Annotated in this window: 15 protein-coding genes and 1 pseudogene; 4 read left to right on the forward strand and 12 right to left on the reverse strand. The window is 66.2% G+C overall.

Features of this window, described 5'->3' with window-relative positions:
• Nucleotides 1–8 precede the first annotated feature (8 nt).
• The 7 genes from WKB88_RS07210 to WKB88_RS07240 all read right to left on the reverse strand — a co-directional run bounded on the left by WKB88_RS07210 (nucleotide 9) and on the right by WKB88_RS07240 (nucleotide 7133).
• Nucleotides 9–1145 (reverse strand): NAD(P)/FAD-dependent oxidoreductase, encoded by a 1137-nt coding sequence (locus WKB88_RS07210; protein WP_341393864.1) that lies wholly within the window; start codon nucleotides 1143–1145, stop codon nucleotides 9–11.
• Nucleotides 1146–1153: 8 nt separating this feature from the next.
• Nucleotides 1154–2056, reverse strand: a complete 903-nt coding sequence (locus tag WKB88_RS07215) for an aminoglycoside phosphotransferase family protein (RefSeq protein ID WP_341393865.1) — start codon at nucleotides 2054–2056, stop codon at nucleotides 1154–1156.
• Nucleotides 2057–2194: 138 nt separating this feature from the next.
• A complete protein-coding gene (gene gatB, locus WKB88_RS07220; RefSeq protein ID WP_341393866.1) occupies nucleotides 2195–3712 on the reverse strand; it encodes an Asp-tRNA(Asn)/Glu-tRNA(Gln) amidotransferase subunit GatB in 1518 nt (505 codons plus the stop codon).
• On the reverse strand, nucleotides 3712–5214 hold the full coding sequence (gene gatA, locus WKB88_RS07225; RefSeq protein ID WP_341393867.1) for an Asp-tRNA(Asn)/Glu-tRNA(Gln) amidotransferase subunit GatA: 1503 nt from the start codon (nucleotides 5212–5214) through the stop codon (nucleotides 3712–3714). Before gatA ends, gatB begins: the two co-directional genes overlap by 1 nt.
• 8 nt (nucleotides 5215–5222) lie before the next feature.
• Nucleotides 5223–5519, reverse strand: a complete 297-nt coding sequence (gene gatC, locus WKB88_RS07230) for an Asp-tRNA(Asn)/Glu-tRNA(Gln) amidotransferase subunit GatC (protein WP_152221910.1) — start codon at nucleotides 5517–5519, stop codon at nucleotides 5223–5225.
• Nucleotides 5520–5930: 411 nt separating this feature from the next.
• The gene (locus WKB88_RS07235; RefSeq protein ID WP_341393868.1) at nucleotides 5931–6425 is read right to left on the reverse strand and encodes a GNAT family N-acetyltransferase; all 495 of its coding nucleotides are present in this window, start codon (nucleotides 6423–6425) and stop codon (nucleotides 5931–5933) included.
• Between the two features lie 261 nt (nucleotides 6426–6686).
• The gene (locus WKB88_RS07240; protein ID WP_341393869.1) at nucleotides 6687–7133 is read right to left on the reverse strand and encodes a TraR/DksA family transcriptional regulator; all 447 of its coding nucleotides are present in this window, start codon (nucleotides 7131–7133) and stop codon (nucleotides 6687–6689) included.
• Between the two features lie 208 nt (nucleotides 7134–7341).
• On the opposite strand from WKB88_RS07240, the gene WKB88_RS07245 reads away from it, so the two are divergent.
• Both WKB88_RS07245 and WKB88_RS07250 read left to right on the forward strand, forming a co-directional pair.
• Nucleotides 7342–8091, forward strand: a complete 750-nt coding sequence (locus WKB88_RS07245) for a methyltransferase domain-containing protein (protein ID WP_341393870.1) — start codon at nucleotides 7342–7344, stop codon at nucleotides 8089–8091.
• 56 nt (nucleotides 8092–8147) lie between these two features.
• Entirely contained in the window at nucleotides 8148–8762 is a 615-nt protein-coding gene (locus WKB88_RS07250; RefSeq protein WP_341393871.1) for a GNAT family N-acetyltransferase, read from the forward strand.
• On the opposite strand, the pseudogene WKB88_RS07255 reads toward WKB88_RS07250, so the two are convergent.
• The 4 genes and pseudogenes from WKB88_RS07255 to WKB88_RS07270 all read right to left on the reverse strand — a co-directional run bounded on the left by WKB88_RS07255 (nucleotide 8759) and on the right by WKB88_RS07270 (nucleotide 12695).
• Nucleotides 8759–9567: pseudogene (locus WKB88_RS07255) on the reverse strand (inositol monophosphatase family protein). The gene WKB88_RS07250 and the pseudogene WKB88_RS07255 overlap by 4 nt on opposite strands.
• On the reverse strand, nucleotides 9564–11780 hold the full coding sequence (gene ligA / locus WKB88_RS07260; protein WP_341393872.1) for an NAD-dependent DNA ligase LigA: 2217 nt from the start codon (nucleotides 11778–11780) through the stop codon (nucleotides 9564–9566). Before ligA ends, WKB88_RS07255 begins: the two are co-directional and overlap by 4 nt.
• 199 nt (nucleotides 11781–11979) lie before the next feature.
• A complete protein-coding gene (locus tag WKB88_RS07265; protein ID WP_341393873.1) occupies nucleotides 11980–12285 on the reverse strand; it encodes a pore-forming ESAT-6 family protein in 306 nt (101 codons plus the stop codon).
• 74 nt (nucleotides 12286–12359) lie between these two features.
• Complete coding sequence (locus WKB88_RS07270) at nucleotides 12360–12695, reverse strand: hypothetical protein (protein ID WP_341394236.1); 336 nt, start codon at nucleotides 12693–12695, stop codon at nucleotides 12360–12362.
• 353 nt (nucleotides 12696–13048) lie between these two features.
• On the opposite strand from WKB88_RS07270, the gene WKB88_RS07275 reads away from it, so the two are divergent.
• Nucleotides 13049–15391, forward strand: a complete 2343-nt coding sequence (locus WKB88_RS07275) for an FdhF/YdeP family oxidoreductase (RefSeq protein ID WP_341394237.1) — start codon at nucleotides 13049–13051, stop codon at nucleotides 15389–15391.
• 150 nt (nucleotides 15392–15541) lie between these two features.
• Here the strand turns inward: WKB88_RS07275 and WKB88_RS07280 are convergent, their stop codons facing one another.
• Complete coding sequence (locus WKB88_RS07280) at nucleotides 15542–15859, reverse strand: DUF6457 domain-containing protein (RefSeq protein WP_341393874.1); 318 nt, start codon at nucleotides 15857–15859, stop codon at nucleotides 15542–15544.
• A 187-nt stretch (nucleotides 15860–16046) separates the two neighbouring features.
• Here WKB88_RS07280 and WKB88_RS07285 point away from each other — a divergent pair, with 187 nt between their 5' ends.
• A complete protein-coding gene (locus tag WKB88_RS07285; RefSeq protein ID WP_341393875.1) occupies nucleotides 16047–16307 on the forward strand; it encodes a hypothetical protein in 261 nt (86 codons plus the stop codon).
• Nucleotides 16308–16310 lie beyond the last annotated feature (3 nt).

The following is a 16310-nucleotide window of genomic DNA, read 5'->3' on the forward strand; positions in this document are numbered from 1 at the left end:
GATCTTGGTCACAGCCCCGGGCGGCCGGGATTCAGTGCCTGCACCGCCGGTGTTTCAGGCCTTTCCCCCAGCAGCAGGGATGCCGCAAGTTCGGCAATTCCGGAGGAGGTTTGAAAGCCGTAACCGCCCTGCCCCGCCAGCCAGAACAGGCCCGGCACGGCGTCGTCGTACCCCACCACCGGCAGGCCGTCGGCGGCTTCGGTGCGCAGCCCCGTCCAGCTCCTCACCACCTCGGTGATGCCCAGCGTCGTGGCGGAATTAATGCGGCCGATGAGTGCCGCCACGTCTTCCTGCCGCGGCCGGGCATCCATGGGATCACTCGCAACGCTTTCCGACGGCGAGATCAGCACCTGCTCCCCTTCCGGACGGTAATAGAAGGAATCTCCCGCATCGGCCACCATGGGCGCCCCGGCTGCCAGCGGCTGGTCGACGACGACGACGGCGGCCGTCCGCCGGTACGGCTGCAGGCCGCGTGGCCTGGCTCCGTACAGGGCGGCGAGCTGGTCGGCCCACGCTCCTGCGGCGTTGACCACCACACGTGAGCGGATGCGCCGGGCTCCTGCAGTGGTGACCCAGCTGCCGCCGTCGCCGCCGGTTTCGTAAACCGCGCCGGCCACGGGATGCCCGGTGAGGATCTGTCCGCCGCGGTCCAGGATCCGCCGGCGGTGGTACTCCATCAGGGCGTCGGTGTTGCAGGCCACGGAGGTGGTGTCCAGCCCGGCGGCTGCAAACTGTCCGGGCTTCAGCTCCGGGGCCAGTGCCTGCACTTCAGCGGCCGTGATCGGATGCATGTGCCCGCTGGCACGGTCGCGGACGCTTTCCTCCCCGCCCACCAGAAGGAAGCTGCGCGGGGTGAGCACCGGCTCCGGAAGGTGGACTTCCAAAGCCCGGATCAGTGCCAGCGTCCGGAGGGTCAGGTCCTGGACCACCTCCGGGCCGTAACTGGGAATCAGCTGCCGGGCTGACCGCGAGGAGGTGTGGTAGCCCAGTGTCTGCTCGGCCTCAACCACCAGCACCCCCGTCCGGCCGGCCAGTGCCGAGCCGAGGGACAGCCCGGCGATTCCGCCGCCGACCACCAGTATGTCTACGTCCACGGTCTCGCCCATATCCACAGTTTCCTCTGCATCCGCACTGCCGCTGTCCATTCGGTGCCTCACATTCCTCCCCCGGCGTCGGTCAGTATTTCCATCAGGGTTTCCGAACCCATGAGGTACATCCCCGGATGGTCATCGGAATTGGCGAGCAGTGCCGAGGCCACGCACACGGCCCAGCCCTGCGCCCTCCCCCAGACATGCGGATCGGCGTCGTACCGGCTTCCCAGCGCCTCACGGAAGATACGGCGGCCGTTCCGGTCGAAGACCAGCCATGCGGCAGCGAGGTCGGTGGCCGGATCGCCCGCGGTCAGATCGCCGAAGTCAATAACGGCTTCCAGCCCCCCGTCCGCACTGCCCACGAGGTTGGCGGGATGCAGGTCACCGTGCAGCCACAGGGCCGGGCCTGTCCACGCCGGAAGGGCGAGTCCGGTCTCCCACAGCTCGCGGACCCGGGCGGCGTGCGGCACCATGCCGCTGTCGAGGCGGCTGAGAACGGCATCATTGCGGCTGGCGAGGGGAACGCCCCGAACCGGGTTGAGAGGATAGCCGGCGGGGGCCGGCCGGTGAAAGGTATTCAGGAACCGGGCCAGCGGGGCGGCCAGAGAAACGTTGCGGTCCCGCGGCTGCAGGGAAACCTCGGTCCCGGAGAACCAGCGCGTAACGCTCCAGGGCCAGGGAAACGCGTCGGACGGTGCGCCTGCAAACAGCGGCGCGGACGTGCCTACTGCCAGGTCCGCGGTGAGGCCGGGCAGCCAGGCCTGCTCGTTGGCGGTCAGCTGGGCTGCGGCCAGGCGCCGGGGCAGGCGCACGGCGTAATCGGCGCCGAGGCGGAAGATGTAGTTGTCCCAGCCGTTGGCCACAGGGTGCAGCGGCTGCTCCGCCACTGACGGATGCTGCTCGCGCAGCAGGTGCCGCACCAGGTCAGCATCCACGAATATTTCTGCAGCAGGATGAGTGGCCATGCCTGAACCCTACCGCCAGCCCGCGCCCTGCGGCATCGAATGTGCCGCTGCGGGACGCTTAACCACCGCAGGCCCCGGGAAACCCGGGGCCTGCGGAGTGGTTCAGCGTCGTTCAGTGTTGTAGTGCGGCAGGCAGTATCAGCCCTGCACGCCGAGGCGTTCGAGGATCAGCTCGCGCACGCGGCCGGCGTCGGCCTGTCCGCGGGTGGCCTTCATGACGCCGCCAACAATGGCGCCCACAGCCTGGACCTTGCCGCCGCGGATCTTGTCCGCCACATCGGGCTGGGCTGCCAGTGCGGCGTCGATGGCTTCGAGCAGCGGGCCGTCGTCGGACACCACGGCCAGGCCGCGCGCCTCGATGACTTCCTCGGGGGTGCCTTCGCCGGCGAGGACGCCGTCGAGGACCTGGCGGGCCAGCTTGTCATTGATCTTGCCGGCCTGGATCAGGCGGTCCAGGTCAACAATCAGCTCGGGCGTGACGCCAACCTCGGTCGGCTCCACTTCGGCTTCCTTGGCGCGGCGCGAAACTTCGCCCATCCACCACTTGCGGGCCACCTGTGCGGAGGCGCCGGCGGCAATGGTTTCTTCGATGGAGTCCATGACTCCGGCGTTGACCACGTCGCGGAACTCCGCGTCGGAGTAGCCCCAGTCGGCCTGCAGGCGCTTGCGGCGCTCGGCCGGCGGCTCGGGCAGGCGGGAGCGCAGCTCTTCGATCCATTCCTTGGAGGTAACCACGGGAACGAGGTCGGGCTCCGGGAAGTAGCGGTAGTCGTCGGCGTCGGACTTGGGCCGGCCCGACGTCGTCGAGCGCGTGTCCTCGTGCCAGTGCCGGGTTTCCTGCACGATCGAGTTGCCCGATTCCAGCACCGCGGCGTGGCGCTGGATTTCGTAGCGGACGGCGCGTTCGACGGCGCGCAGCGAGTTCACGTTCTTCGTTTCCGAGCGCGTGCCGAACTTTTCCTGGCCGTACGGGCGCAGGGAAACGTTGGCGTCGCAGCGCACGTTGCCGCGTTCCATCTTGGCGTCGGAGACCCCGAGGTTCTTCACGATCTCGCGGACCGCGGCCACGTAGGCCTTGGCCAGCTCGGGTGCGCGGGATCCGGCGCCCTCGATCGGCTTGGTGACAATCTCGACCAGCGGAACGCCGGAACGGTTGTAGTCCACCAGCGAGAAGTCGGCGCCCTGGATGCGTCCGGTGGCGCCGCCCATGTGGGTCAGCTTGCCGGCGTCCTCTTCCATGTGGGCGCGCTCGATCTCAACGCGGAACACGGTGCCGTCTTCGAGTTCGATGTCCAGGTAGCCGTCGTACGCAATCGGATCTTCGTACTGCGAGGTCTGGAAGTTCTTGGGCGTGTCCGGGTAGAAGTACTGCTTCCGGGCAAAGGTGCACGACGGCGCGATCTTGCAGTTCAGCGCGAGGCCGATCAGGATCGAGTACTCCACGGCGGTCTTGTTGACCACCGGCAGCACGCCGGGCATGCCCAGGCAGACCGGGGTGACGTTGGTGTTCGGCTCGTCGCCGAAAACGTTGGGCGCATCGGAGAACATCTTGGTGTTGGTGTTGAGCTCCACGTGGACCTCAAACCCGAGCACCGGATCGTACTTCTCCATGGCCTCTTCGAAGGACAGGGTTTCGTCCTGGATGTGCACAGACATTACTTCACTCCTCCGAGTACGGGTGCAGAGGCCAGCAGCGGGCCGCCCCACTTCTGTTCCAGCAGGCCTTCCAGGGCCGCGCCGGCGCGGTACAGGCGGGCATCCTCGCGGACCGGGGCCAGGAACTGGATGCCCACGGGCAGTCCGTCGGCCAGGCCGCCGGGGATCGAGATGCCCGGTACGCCGGCCAGGTTCGCCGGGATGGTCGCGACGTCGTTCAGGTACATCGCCAGCGGATCGTCGAGCTTCTCGCCGAGCTTGAACGCCGTGTTGGGCGAGGTCGGGGAGATCAGGACATCGGCCTGTGCAAAGGCGGCGTTGAAGTCGCGCTGGATCAGCGTGCGCACCTTCTGGGCCGAACCGTAGTAGGCGTCGTAGTACCCGGCGGACAGAGCGTAGGTGCCCAGGATGATGCGGCGCTTGACCTCTTCGCCGAATCCGGCGGCGCGGGTGGCACCCATGACGCGTTCGATGGTCATGGGACCGTCGGCGGGCAGGGCACGCAGGCCGTAGCGGACGCCGTCGTACTTGGCCAGGTTCGAGGAGGCCTCGGACGGCATGATCAGGTAGTAGGCGCCCAGGGCGTACTTGAAGTTGGGGCAGGAAACCTCAACGATTTCCGCTCCTGCGTCCTTGAGGAGTTCAAGGGACTCCTGGAAACGGGCCAGGACGCCGGCTTCGTAGCCTTCGCCCTGCAGTTCCTTGATGACGCCGATGCGCATGCCGGCCACGTTGCCGTTGCGGGCAGCTTCCACGAGATTGCCCACGGGGTCGGGCAGCGAGGTGGAGTCGCGGGGATCGTGTCCGCCGATAACTTCCTGCAGCAGCGCCGCGTCCAGCACGGTGCGGGACACCGGGCCAATCTGGTCCAGCGAGGAGGCCATGGCGATGGCGCCGTAGCGGGAAACTCCGCCGTAGGTGGGCTTCACGCCAACCGAACCGGTGACGGCGGCGGGCTGGCGGATGGAGCCGCCGGTGTCCGTGCCCAGAGCCAGCGGTGCTTCGAAGGCAGCCACGGCAGCGGCCGAACCGCCGCCGGAGCCGCCGGGAATGCGGTCCAGGTCCCACGGGTTGCGGGTGGGGCCAAACGCGGAGTGCTCCGTGGAGGAGCCCATCGCGAATTCGTCCAGGTTGGTCTTGCCGAGCATCGGCATGCGAGCGGCGCGGATCTTGGAGATCACCGTGGCGTCGTACGGGCTCATCCAGCCCTCAAGCATCTTGGAGCCGGCCGTGGTGGGCTGGCCCTTGGTGACGATGAGGTCCTTGATGGCGATCGGCACGCCGGCGAGGGTGTGCAGGGTTTCGCCGGCTGCGCGGGCATTGTCGACGTCGGCCGCTACCTGCAGGGCTTCGTCGGTGTTGACGTGGAGGAAGGCATTGACGGCGCCGTCGACCTCGGAGATGCGGTCCAGGTGGGCCTGCGTAACTTCGACGGCGGATACCTCGCCGGAAGCGAGCTTCTCCGCCAGGACGGCAGCGCTCGACGTAATCAGTTCATTCATGGAAGTCTTTACTCCTCATCCAGGATGGCAGGGACCTTGAAGCGGCCGGCGGCATTATCGGGTGCACCGGAGAGCGCTTCTTCATTGGTCAGCGTCTGCCCCACGACATCCTCGCGGAACACGTTGGTCAGCGGGATCGGGTGGGAGGTGGCCGGGATGTCCTCGCCGGCAACTTCGCTTACGGATTTGATCGAATCAACAATGACATCCAGTTCGCCGGCCATTTTGGCCAGTTCGTCCTCGGTCATCTCAATGTGGGCCAGATGCGCCAGGTGCGCCACAGCCTCACGATTGATCTCAGACATGAGTCTCCCATGCGTCTTTTACGGATAAAAAGGTATCCGTTCCAGTCTACGGCGTTTGCTGGGGCGGTTTTCCGTGTTTCCGCCGGTCCCGGGGGTGGAACTGAGCCGGGCCGGGCCGCATCGACGGGAACGGCGGCTGTCCGGGGCTGGTGCCCTCGTCGATAGTACAGATCCGGGGCTTTAGATCGAGCGAAAACCCCCGGATCTGTACTACGGATGACCCGGAGTGCCCCGCGGCAGCATCCAACCGCGGCCAACCCGTACGGATCCCCGCTCCGGGAGCGCAAGCTGAACCAGGAGACCGCCACCTTCCCAGGGCAGGCCGCTCCAGGACAGCCCGCTCAAGGACAGCCCGCTCAACACACCCCGCCCGCGGACAGACCGCCAAGGCCACTCGGGTGGCTTGAGGCCCTAGAGCTCCAGGCAGAAGACCCAGAGGATGATGTCCTCGTTCGGCACGTACCAGTCACGCTCGGGGACGCGCTTGAAGCCCATGGACTTGTACAGGGCATGCGCATTGGTCATCGGCGTCATGCTGGTCAGGCTGACGGTGTGGATTCCGTCGAGGCTGCGCGCGTACTCAATGACGGCCGCGACCAAAGCCCGGCCAACGCCGCCGCGCTGCAGCTGGGGGTCCACCGCGAGCATGCGGAACTCCAGCTCGCCTTCGATTGCGATGTCGGTGTACGGCTGACCGGCGAAAGTGATCGCAGTCGAAGCGGCCACCTTGCCGTCCAGCTCGGCAACCCAGACCAGTGCGTTGGCCGCACGGTCCTCTACATTTTCAAGTTCCTTGACGTAGGGGTTGTCTGCTTCGATGAACCCGGCGCTCAGATACGCATCACGGGTGATCCGGCGGATGTCGTCAAAGTCTGCCTCGGTGGCCTGCCGGACGGTGATGCTCATGCGTGTTACGAATCCTTACGTGGGGTCTTGATTTCCAACGTAGATTCTAGCCTCACCAAACCCGGGTCGGGCACCGCCGGTGACCCCGGACACGGTGGCAGGATGCCAACCGGCCGGAGGCTTCCCCTGCCGACCGGCAACATCGGCGGCTCCCCCGGGAAAGACGTCGGGACGACGTCGGGACGACGTCGGGACGACGTCGGGCGGCCGACGCCGGTGTCCCCCAGCGCCCGACGCCGGGAAAGACGCCGGGCGCGCGGCCTACCGCCGTCGGGCAGCGGCGGCGCAGGAGACGCAGAACCGGGCTTCGGGCCGTATCTCCAGGCGCTCGGCGGGGATGGGATTGCCGCAGTTCTCACACACTCCGTAGATACCCTTGTCCAGGCGGACGCGGGCGTCCAGGAGTTCGATGAGCGAGGATTCGGCCGCCGCCAGCAGCGCCATTTCGTTGTTCCGCTCCACCGAGACGGTGGACCCCTCCGGGTCATGTTCGTCGTCGGCGGGGGTGTCCTTGGCGGCGAGAGTTACTTCGCGGATGTCTGCGAGGACGGCGTCGATTTTTTCCCGGGCTTCGGCGATGCGTTCATCCAGCAACTGGGCGAAGTGCGCGGTGTCCAGATCAGCCGGGGTGGTGTGCGGCGGAGCCGGGGCGCGCGTACCTGCCGCAGCCGGGGCTTTGCGGGGAGCAGCGGTAACTTTACGGGTCATGAAATTCCTCCGGTCCATGAGTGGCAGGTGCCATCAATTATCCGTGCTCACCTGCTCAAACACCCGGCGCCGGAAGCCCGCTTTACTCAGGGCTTAATCGCTGCCCTGTCCACGCCCCTCCACTGGTTCCAGCCGGGGTCGGCTAGCATGACGGGAACCAAGACAAAGGCCGTCTGGTGCTGTCCGGCGGCCGCACAGGGGGAACAGCATGGTCGACGCGCATTACAACGAGCCGCGCCTGGTGGCGCTCTACGACGAGGACAACTCCGGCAGCTGGGACACCGACTTCTACGCCGGCCTCATCAGGGACAAGCCGCTGCGCGTGGCCGACGTGGGCTGCGGCACCGGCAGCTTCGCCGTCCGGCTGGCGCAGGCCGGGCACACCGTGACCGGCATTGATCCCGCGGAGGGGATGCTGGATGCAGCTCAGACGCGCGACGGCGCCGAGCTGGTGACGTGGCTGCCCGGCACCGCCGCGGATCTGCCCGAAGGTCCCTTTGATGCCGCCGTCATGACCGGCCACGCGTTTCAGTGCCTGCTCACCCGGGCCGAGATCCTGGAAACGCTGCAGGCGGTCCGGTCCCGGCTCGCCCCCGGCGGCACCTTCTACTTCGAAACCCGCAACCCCGCAGCCAAGGCCTGGCTGGGGTGGGACAGCGCCGCTGCCGGACCGGAAGTGCAGGAATCCTCGGCCGGGACGCTGGAAGTTGAATGGGAACTGATCTCCGTCCGGGAGATGCCCGACGGCGTCCTGGTCACCTTCGAGGACCGGACCCGTTTCCTGGCCGACGGCGCCGAATTTGCCAGCCGCAGCACCCTGAAGTTCGCCCCGGCGGACCTGCTGGAGCAGTTGCTGGAGCAGGCGGGCTTCAGCTCCGCGGACTGGTATGGAGACTGGCAGGGCGGCCCCTTTGTGGAAGCGACGAGCCGAGAGATCATCGTCGCCGCCGGGCGGTAGACGAGTGCCCGGACCGCCAGGCACGTCCGGGGAACCGGATAGGCCATGATGGTGCCATGACCGCGAATCCCACCGGCCCCCGCTGGCCCGTCATCACGCCCCGCCTCGCCATCCGTCCCGCCGAAGCCGAAGACCTGCCGCGCATGTTTGAATACCGGCGGAAGCCCGAGGTCGCTCAATGGATGACAGCCCAGCCCACGGACGTGGACGTCTTCGTGGAGCGGCTCCGGCAGCCGGAGCATTTGGCGGCCACCTTTGTCGTGGAACAGGCCGGAGCCCTGGTCGGTGACCTATATCTTGCCCGCCAGGACGCGTGGGCGCAGCAGGAGGTAGAGGAGTTGGCGCGCGGCACGCAGGCCGAGATCGGCTACGTCATTGCACCGGAGTTCGCCGGGCGGGGGTACGCGAGCGAAGCCGTAGCTGCACTAGTGCGCGTCTGCTTCGAGGACCTGGGCCTGCGCCGGGTGGTGGCGGAGTGTTTCGCCGACAACACCGCTTCCTGGCGGGTCATGGAAAAAGCGGGGATGCGGCGTGAGGGGCGGTTCCGTCAAGGGTCCCTCCACCGTTCGGGGCGCTGGCTGGATGACCTCCGCTACGCGCTCCTGGCCGATGAATGGCGTGCATCCCGGGCCGGCGGAAGTGCCGTGGCAGAACCGCCCCTCCACACCTAGCCCAGCAGCGCAGCTCCGGCCGTCGTGACGGCGTCGAGCCGCTCCGCGTCGTCGGCCGGCTGCGGCGGCCGCTGCACCGGCACACCGGCTTCCTCGGCAATCAGGGCACCCGCGGCATAGTCATATTCGTTGAGGCCGCGCTCAATGTAGGCGTCCAGGCTGCCGTCCGCCACCATGCACAGGTCCAGGGCCGCAGACCCCAGCCGCCGCACGTCGGCGAATTCCCCGGCCAGCCGGGCCAGAGCCGCGTACTGCTCGGAACGCACGCCGGCGTCATAAGAGAACCCGGTGCCCAGCAGCTTTCCGACCCGCTCCGGATCGGGGCCGGTCAGCTGGCGGACGTTCCCGTGCTCGGCCAGCCAGGCCCCGTGGCCGCGGGCCGCCGAGTAGACGGCACCAGCGCCGGTGCATGCACGACGCCGGCCAGCCACTCGCCGTCGTCGTTCACCGCCGCGACCGACGTGGCGTAGTAGACGATGTTGCGGATGAAGTTGGTGGTGCCGTCCAGCGGATCGATGGACCAGCGGATGCCGGACGCGTGGACCGGCACGCTGTCCTCCAACTCCTCGCCGGTGATCGTGTCCTGCGGCCGGCGGCGGGTGATGACTTCCCTGACTGCCTGCTCGGCCGCTGTGTCGAACTCGGTCACCCAGTCACCGTCGGCACTCTTGTTGACCGCGTTCAGCCCCTCGAAGGTGCGCCGCGCCAGCACCGCTGCCCCGGCGGCAGCCGCCTCGCGGGCAACGTCGAGCAGTTCCAGCGGATCGGCAGCGGGTACCGCAACGGGGTCCGGAAGCGGGGTCATGCCTGGTCCTCTTCCAGCCGGCCGGCCAACAGTGCGCGGAAACCGTCTTCGTCAATCACGCGCACACCCAGCTGCTCGGCCTTGTCCAGCTTGGTGCCGGCATTCTCACCGGCCACCACGTAGTCGGTCTTCTTGGAGACCGAGCCGGAAGCCTTGCCGCCGCGGGTCAGGATCGCTTCCTTGGCCTCGTCGCGGCTGAAGTTCGGCAGGGTGCCGGTGACGACGACGGTCAGTCCTTCCAGAGTCCGCGGCATGGATTCGTCGCGCTCATCGGCCATCCGCACCCCGGCCGCGGCCCAGGCATCCACAATCTCGCGGTGCCAGTCCTCGGCGAACCATTCCTTCAGTGCGGCAGCGATGGTCGGGCCGACGCCGTCGACGTGCGCCAGCTGCTCTTCCGTCGCGGCCCGGATGGCATCCATGGAACCGAAGGCGCCGGCGAGGGCGCGCGCCGCCGTCGGGCCCACATGACGGATGGACAGCGCCACCAGAACCCGCCACAGCGGCTGGGTTTTGGCCTTCTCGAGTTCGGTGAACAGTTTGCGCGTGGTGGCGCTGGGCTCCGAGGGTTTCTTGGCCGTGCCCTTGGTGTAGAAGTACGGCACGAGTTCGGTGCCGTCCACCACGCCCTTGACCCGTTTGGGCCGTTGGATCCGCACGTCCGCCAGGTCTTCGATCTTCAGGTCGAACAGGCCGGCTTCGCTGGTCAGCGGCGGGGTTTCCGGCTCTGCGGGCTGCGTCAGCGCAATTGCCGCCTCCCACCCGAGCGCCTCGATGTCGAAGGCGCCGCGGCCGGCCAGGTGGAAGACCCGTTCGCGCAGCTGCGAGGGGCAGGACTTGGCGTTGGGGCAGCGGATGTCCACGTCCCCTTCCTTGGCCGGCTTCAGTTCCGTGCCGCAGGAGGGACAGTGGGTCGGCATTACGAAGTCGCGTTCGCTGCCGTCGCGGAGTGCGACGACGGGGCCCACAATTTCGGGGATCACGTCGCCGGCCTTGCGCAGCACTACGGTGTCACCGATCTTCACGCCCTTGGCCTTCACCACGTCCTGGTTGTGCAGCGTGGCCATCTCCACCGTGGAACCGGAGACCAGCACCGGCGTCATCATCCCGTAGGGCGTAACGCGGCCGGTGCGGCCCACGTTGACGCGGATGTCCAGCAGCTTGGTGTTCACTTCCTCGGGCGGGTACTTGTAGGCCACGGACCAGCGCGGGACGCGGGACGTGTTGCCTAGTGCGCGCTGCAGGCCAAAGTCGTCCACCTTGACCACGATGCCGTCGATTTCGTGCGAGAGGTCGTGCCGGTGCTCGCCGTTGTCGGCAATGTACTTCAGCACTTCCTCATAGGTGTCCAGCACCTTGTAATAGGGCGACGTCGGCAGTCCCCACTGTTTCAGCAGTTCGTAGGTTTCGGACTGGCTGGCCACGTTGAGCCCTTCGCGGGCGCCGATGCCGTGTACGTACATGCTCAGCGGGCGGCGGGCGGTGACTTCGGGATCCTTCTGCCGCAGGGAGCCGGCGGCGGCGTTGCGCGGGTTGGCGAAGGGCGCCTTGCCGGCTGCCACCATGGTTTCGTTGAGATGCGCGAATTCCTTGGAGGGGATGAAGACCTCCCCGCGGATCTCCATTTCCGCCGGGAGGTCTTCGCCCTTGAGGGTGCGCGGGATCGAGGCGATGGTCAGTACGTTGTGGGTGATGTCCTCCCCCGTGGTGCCGTCGCCGCGGGTGGCGGCCCGGACCAGTTCACCGTTGCGGTAGAGCAGGTTCACCGCCAGTCCGTCGATCTTGAGTTCCGTGAGCCACTTAATCTTTGCGCCGGGAGCAATGTTGGCCACGGAGGACTCGGCCTTGCGTACCCAGGCGTCCAGCTCGTCCAGGGAGAAGACATCCTCGAGGCTGTACATCCGCTGCAGGTGTTCCACCGGGGCGAAGGCCGCCGATACTTCTCCGCCCACCTCCTGCGTGGGTGAGTCATTGGTGACCAGTTCCGGGTGCAGCGCCTCAATCTCTTCCAGGCGGCGGTAGAGCCGGTCAAATTCGGCGTCCGAAACCAGGGGCGCGTCTTCGTTGTAATACGCGAAGCGGTAGCGGCGCACCTGCTCGGCGAGCGCCTGGTATTCCTCGCGCAGGTCTTCCGCGGGCGGGGTGTCGGTGCTGACCGATTCGACGGCGGCTTCGGTGTCCGTGGGTTCAGGAGATGTCTTGGCTGTGCTCACCTATCCAATCTTGCCCCATAGCGTCCGTGAGCGGGAGTTATACGAAACGGACGGCGTCGGGCGCCAGCGGCCTCGGGCAGTTCCTACACTCCGTCTCCGCCGTCTCCGCCGTTTCCGTCGCAGTGCCCGGGCAAATGGGTTTTCGAAAGAATCAACGGCGCCGGGTTCAGCCGACGCCGTTGACGTCTGTGTCCGGTCGCTAGCCGATGTTCTGGACTGCGCCTCTGGCGCGGGAGCCGGCGCTGGACGCCGTCTGGTCATTCAGGTTCAGGGTTTGCTTCACAAGGGCAATGATGTTCCTGGTTTCATTGGCCGCGTTCCGAAAGCGGTTCTCCACGGCCTGGTAGTCCTCGGAGACGCCGTCGGCCTGAAAATCCGACATGGCGGAATTCACTGCTTTCTCCCGCTCGCCGATAAGCGATTCGAGCCTGCCCACAATGGACTGGATATCCCCCTGCACAGCGGAGGAGGTGTCGGTGTCATAACTCAAACGATCCTGGGACATGGCTAACCTTTCAAAATCAGTCGGGAAATCAGTTAGGGCGGAACGAGGAGAAGAACTTTGCGAAAGCAGTGCGCTCAGCGCGAGGAACCGAAGCGGGCAGCGTCAAAGCTTGCGGCGCCCTGCTGCTGCTGGGCATTGTCAGCGCTTTCCTGATCACCTGTGTGGAAAGACCTGTCCATCTCGGACTGTCCCATCAAAATGGCTGCCAGGGACCCGTTCAGCTCATTGGCCACCTCGTCGGTGCGGGCCTTGAACTCGTCGAACTTCACCCGGCCCGAACCGTTGAACTTGCCTTCCAGGGGAGCCACCGCCTCAACCAGCGCCCGCACCAGCTGACCGAGATCCTGGTTGGAGGCCCCCGTCTGCTGCGTCAGTGTCCCCAGTGTCTGCGAACCCATATCAAATTTCATCACTGCCCACCTTCAGCGCCTGAGCGCCCTCGTCCGGTTTGGTCTCCGGCACTAAACCAGGCTTCCCTGCGGATCCCCTTGGCCTGCCGATGGCTATATCCAACGCGGACGCTCCGGGAAACACCATGCGGGGAGTCGGGCCTGTGGATAACTGCGGGTCTGGACGGCGGCGGAGCCGCCTGCCACCGGGTCTGGAACAGTGTCCGGAGCGGGCCGGCCTTTCGCCGCGCGCGGCGAAAACCTTGCTATGGGGTGCGGCACCTGCTAGGCCTATTCCTACGGAAGTGGCGGGCCGGTCCGGGATGCTCCGGGACCTGAGGCTGCCGACGGCGGATGGTGAAGGGAAGTGCATGGTGGCACGGAAGGAACCCCGCGTTGAAAACGTGGACGAGAAGGACATACAGGTCACGTCCCCCAAATCCTGGGCGGCGGGCGTGCCGGGGGTCTACAACTCGCTGAAGCCGGCACTTCAGCACATGGGCGTGAAGCGGACGCTCGAAGCCACGTTCAAAATGAACCAGAAGGACGGCTTCGACTGCCCCAGCTGCGCCTGGCCGGATCCGAACCACCGCAGCAAATTCGAATACTGCGAAGAGGGCGTTAAGGCCGTCACGTGGGAAGCCACGCCGGTGGTCATATCCTCGGACTTCTGGGCCGAGCACAGCATCAGTGACCTCCGCGAACGCACCGAATACTGGCTGGGCATGCAGGGCCGCCTTACCGAGCCGGTCTACAAACCGGCCGGAGAAGACCATTACCGTCCCGTCAGCTGGGACGAGGCCTTCCGGATTGTGGCGGACAAGCTCAACAGCCTCGAGTCCCCGCACGAGGCCGCCTTCTACACCAGCGGCCGCACCTCGAATGAGGCCGCTTTCCTGTACCAGCTCGTAGTCCGCGGTTTCGGCACCAACAACCTGCCGGACTGCTCCAACATGTGCCACGAATCCTCGGGGTGGGCCATGGGCCAGACCATTGGGATCGGCAAGGCCACCGTCACGTACGACGATTTCGGCAAGGCGGACCTCATCATTCTGATGGGACAGAACCCCGGCACCAACCATCCGCGCATGCTGACGGCCCTCGAAGGCTGCAAGCGCAACGGCGGCAGCATCGTTGCCGTCAACCCGCTGCCCGAAGCCGGCCTGCGGCGGTACAAGAACCCGCAGAAGGTCCGCGGCGTTGCCGGCAAGGGCACCGAGCTCGCCGACCAGTTCCTGCAGATCCGCCTCGGCGGCGACATGGCCCTGCTGCAGGCGATCTCCAAACGGGTTCTCGAAGCCGAGGAACGGAACCCGGGCACCGTTCTGGACCACGACTTCCTGGAAAAGCACTGCGAAGGCCTCGAAGACCTCAAGCAGCATCTGGCCCATTTGGATGACGCCACCGTAGTTGAAGCCACCGGGCTGCCCATCGAAGAGATAAATGAGCTGGCCGAACGGTACCTCAAGGCCGACAAGGTCATCATCACCTGGGCCATGGGCATTACGCAGCAGAAAAAAGCCGTGCCCACAATCAAGGAAATGATCAACCTGCTGCTGCTGCGCGGGAACATCGGGAAGCCGGGGGCCGGCGCCGCTCCGATCCGCGGGCACAGCAACGTCCAGGGCGACCGCACAATGGGCATCTGGGAGCAGATGCCGCCGGCCTTCCTGGACGCGCTCGGAAAGGAATTCAATTTCGATCCGCCGCGGGACCACGGCGCTGACGCCGTCGAAACCTTCTACCGGATGCAGGACGGACGCGTCAAAGTGTTCGTCGCCCTGGGCGGAAACCTCATCTCGGCAATCTCGGATACGCAGTTCGCTGAAAGCGCGATGCAGAAGACCGATATGACGGTCCAGATTTCCATCAAGCTCAACCGCTCCCATCTCATTACCGGGCAGGAGGCCCTGATTCTGCCGACGAAGGGCCGGACGGAGCTGGACGTCCAGGAAAGCGGGCCGCAGTTCGTGTCGGTGGAGGACACGGTGTGCGCCGTTCATCCCTCGCGCGGAAACCTGAAGCCTGTGTCCGACAACCTGCTCTCCGAACCCGCGATCGTGTCCCGGCTCGGCGCTTTGATCGTCGGGGACAGGATCGACGCCGACTGGGCGGGTTTTGAGAAAAACTACGACCTGATCCGGGAACATATCGGCCGGGTGGTTGAGGGGTGCGACAACTACAACGAGAGGATCCGGCACGAGGGAGGGTTTGTGCTGCCCAACGGACCGCGGGACTCGCGCACCTTCCACACGCCGACCGGCAAGGCCGTGCTGACGGTGAACGACTTGGAAGCCGTCGAACGCCCTGAAGGGACCCTCATCCTGCAGACGCTGCGCTCCCACGACCAGTGGAACACCACCATTTACGGACACAACGACCGGTACCGGGGCATCCGCGGCGGACGCCATGTGCTGTTCATGAATGCCGCCGATATTGAAGAGCTGGGCCTAAAGGACGGGCAGTACGTGGACATCCACGGCGTGCACCACGACAACGCAGTGCGGGTCCTGCGGAAATTCCGCGTTGTCTCCTACCCCACACCCAAAGGCTGCGTGGCGGCCTATTACCCTGAGGCGAACGTCCTGGTGCCCATGGACCATGTAGCCGAGGGCAGCAACACGCCCGTGTCGAAAACGGTGCTCGTGCGCGTGGAGCCCAACCTGGACCCTGCTGCGGAGCAGTCCGAGGATTTCAAGACCCGGACCCCTGCCTAGGACCGGCTGGCTAAAGCCCGGCGAAGCCTCGGCTGCACGGCCCTGCACGACCTCTGCATCATCCGAAAAATCCGACAGCTGCCCCGCCGGCCTCCGCCTGCGGGGCAGCTGTTTGCCTGCCTGCGGGGCGATGCCCCACCGCGATGCGAGCTACTGGGCGGAGTCCTTCCAGCCCGGCTGATCCGGTCCCTCCAGACCGGTGGCCGCCAGCTGGAAGGCCGTGTCGGCTGCGCTCTGGACCGCCTCGCCGGCGGCCTTCCGGCCGCTGGTCTTGGAGAGCCCGGCGGCGTACCCCACCACAAACGTGCTGATCAGGCCGGCATTGGCGCCCACAGATTTGGACGACTGTTCAGCCAGTTCCACGAGCATCTTGTGATCCACTTCCAAGTCCAAAATCTGCAGTGCCTGGGTCAGGCGCCTGCTCCAATCGCTCAGCGTGCGTTCTTCGGTGTCAGGGTTGGAACTCATGGCATCTCCTTCGGTGCGGACTGGTGCATCAAGAACTAGCACCGGCCGCTGCATTGCACAACGCCTGCACCTCCGCGCGTCGCTGACCGGATTTCCGAAGTTATCCCCAGACCGCGAATTCCGGCAGCGGGAAAACGCCCCCGGTGCAAGGATGTACGCAACGTGTCCAAAGGGCGAGGGGACCTCAATGGCCAGCGACTACGACAACCAGCTCATCGAGTCCGTCACCGTGCGCCGGCACCGGCTGCTCACTGCCCTGCTCTTCGGGGAAAACCCCGATGAGCGCCGCTGGATGGACAGCCTCCGCTTGTTCATCCTCAGCGTGGCAGCCGCCGCGGTCATCGCCTCCGTCTGCGTCGGATACTCCTTCGTCAGCAACCTTCTCGCTGAAAACCGTGCCAAACAGGAACAACAGGCACACCAGCCGTACTCCTGGACAGGGGCCTGAAAG

This window comes from Arthrobacter sp. G119Y2, assembly GCF_038069765.1.
In the GTDB taxonomy this organism is placed as follows: domain Bacteria; phylum Actinomycetota; class Actinomycetes; order Actinomycetales; family Micrococcaceae; genus Arthrobacter_B.

Bases quoted from the DNA above. Each gene is read 5' to 3' on its own strand.
- WKB88_RS07285 (WP_341393875.1), top strand. From the start codon at position 16,047: ATGGCCAGCGACTACGACAACCAGCTCATCGAGTCCGTCACCGTGCGC.
- WKB88_RS07215 (WP_341393865.1), bottom strand. From the start codon at position 2,056: ATGGCCACTCATCCTGCTGCAGAAATATTCGTGGATGCTGACCTGGTG.
- WKB88_RS07280 (WP_341393874.1), bottom strand. From the start codon at position 15,859: ATGAGTTCCAACCCTGACACCGAAGAACGCACGCTGAGCGATTGGAGC.
- WKB88_RS07245 (WP_341393870.1), top strand. From the start codon at position 7,342: ATGGTCGACGCGCATTACAACGAGCCGCGCCTGGTGGCGCTCTACGAC.
- WKB88_RS07235 (WP_341393868.1), bottom strand. From the start codon at position 6,425: ATGAGCATCACCGTCCGGCAGGCCACCGAGGCAGACTTTGACGACATC.
- WKB88_RS07270 (WP_341394236.1), bottom strand. From the start codon at position 12,695: ATGAAATTTGATATGGGTTCGCAGACACTGGGGACACTGACGCAGCAG.
- gatB (WP_341393866.1), bottom strand. From the start codon at position 3,712: ATGTCTGTGCACATCCAGGACGAAACCCTGTCCTTCGAAGAGGCCATG.
- WKB88_RS07250 (WP_341393871.1), top strand. From the start codon at position 8,148: ATGACCGCGAATCCCACCGGCCCCCGCTGGCCCGTCATCACGCCCCGC.
- WKB88_RS07240 (WP_341393869.1), bottom strand. From the start codon at position 7,133: ATGACCCGTAAAGTTACCGCTGCTCCCCGCAAAGCCCCGGCTGCGGCA.
- WKB88_RS07210 (WP_341393864.1), bottom strand. From the start codon at position 1,145: ATGGACAGCGGCAGTGCGGATGCAGAGGAAACTGTGGATATGGGCGAG.
- gatA (WP_341393867.1), bottom strand. From the start codon at position 5,214: ATGAATGAACTGATTACGTCGAGCGCTGCCGTCCTGGCGGAGAAGCTC.
- WKB88_RS07265 (WP_341393873.1), bottom strand. From the start codon at position 12,285: ATGTCCCAGGATCGTTTGAGTTATGACACCGACACCTCCTCCGCTGTG.
- gatC (WP_152221910.1), bottom strand. From the start codon at position 5,519: ATGTCTGAGATCAATCGTGAGGCTGTGGCGCACCTGGCGCATCTGGCC.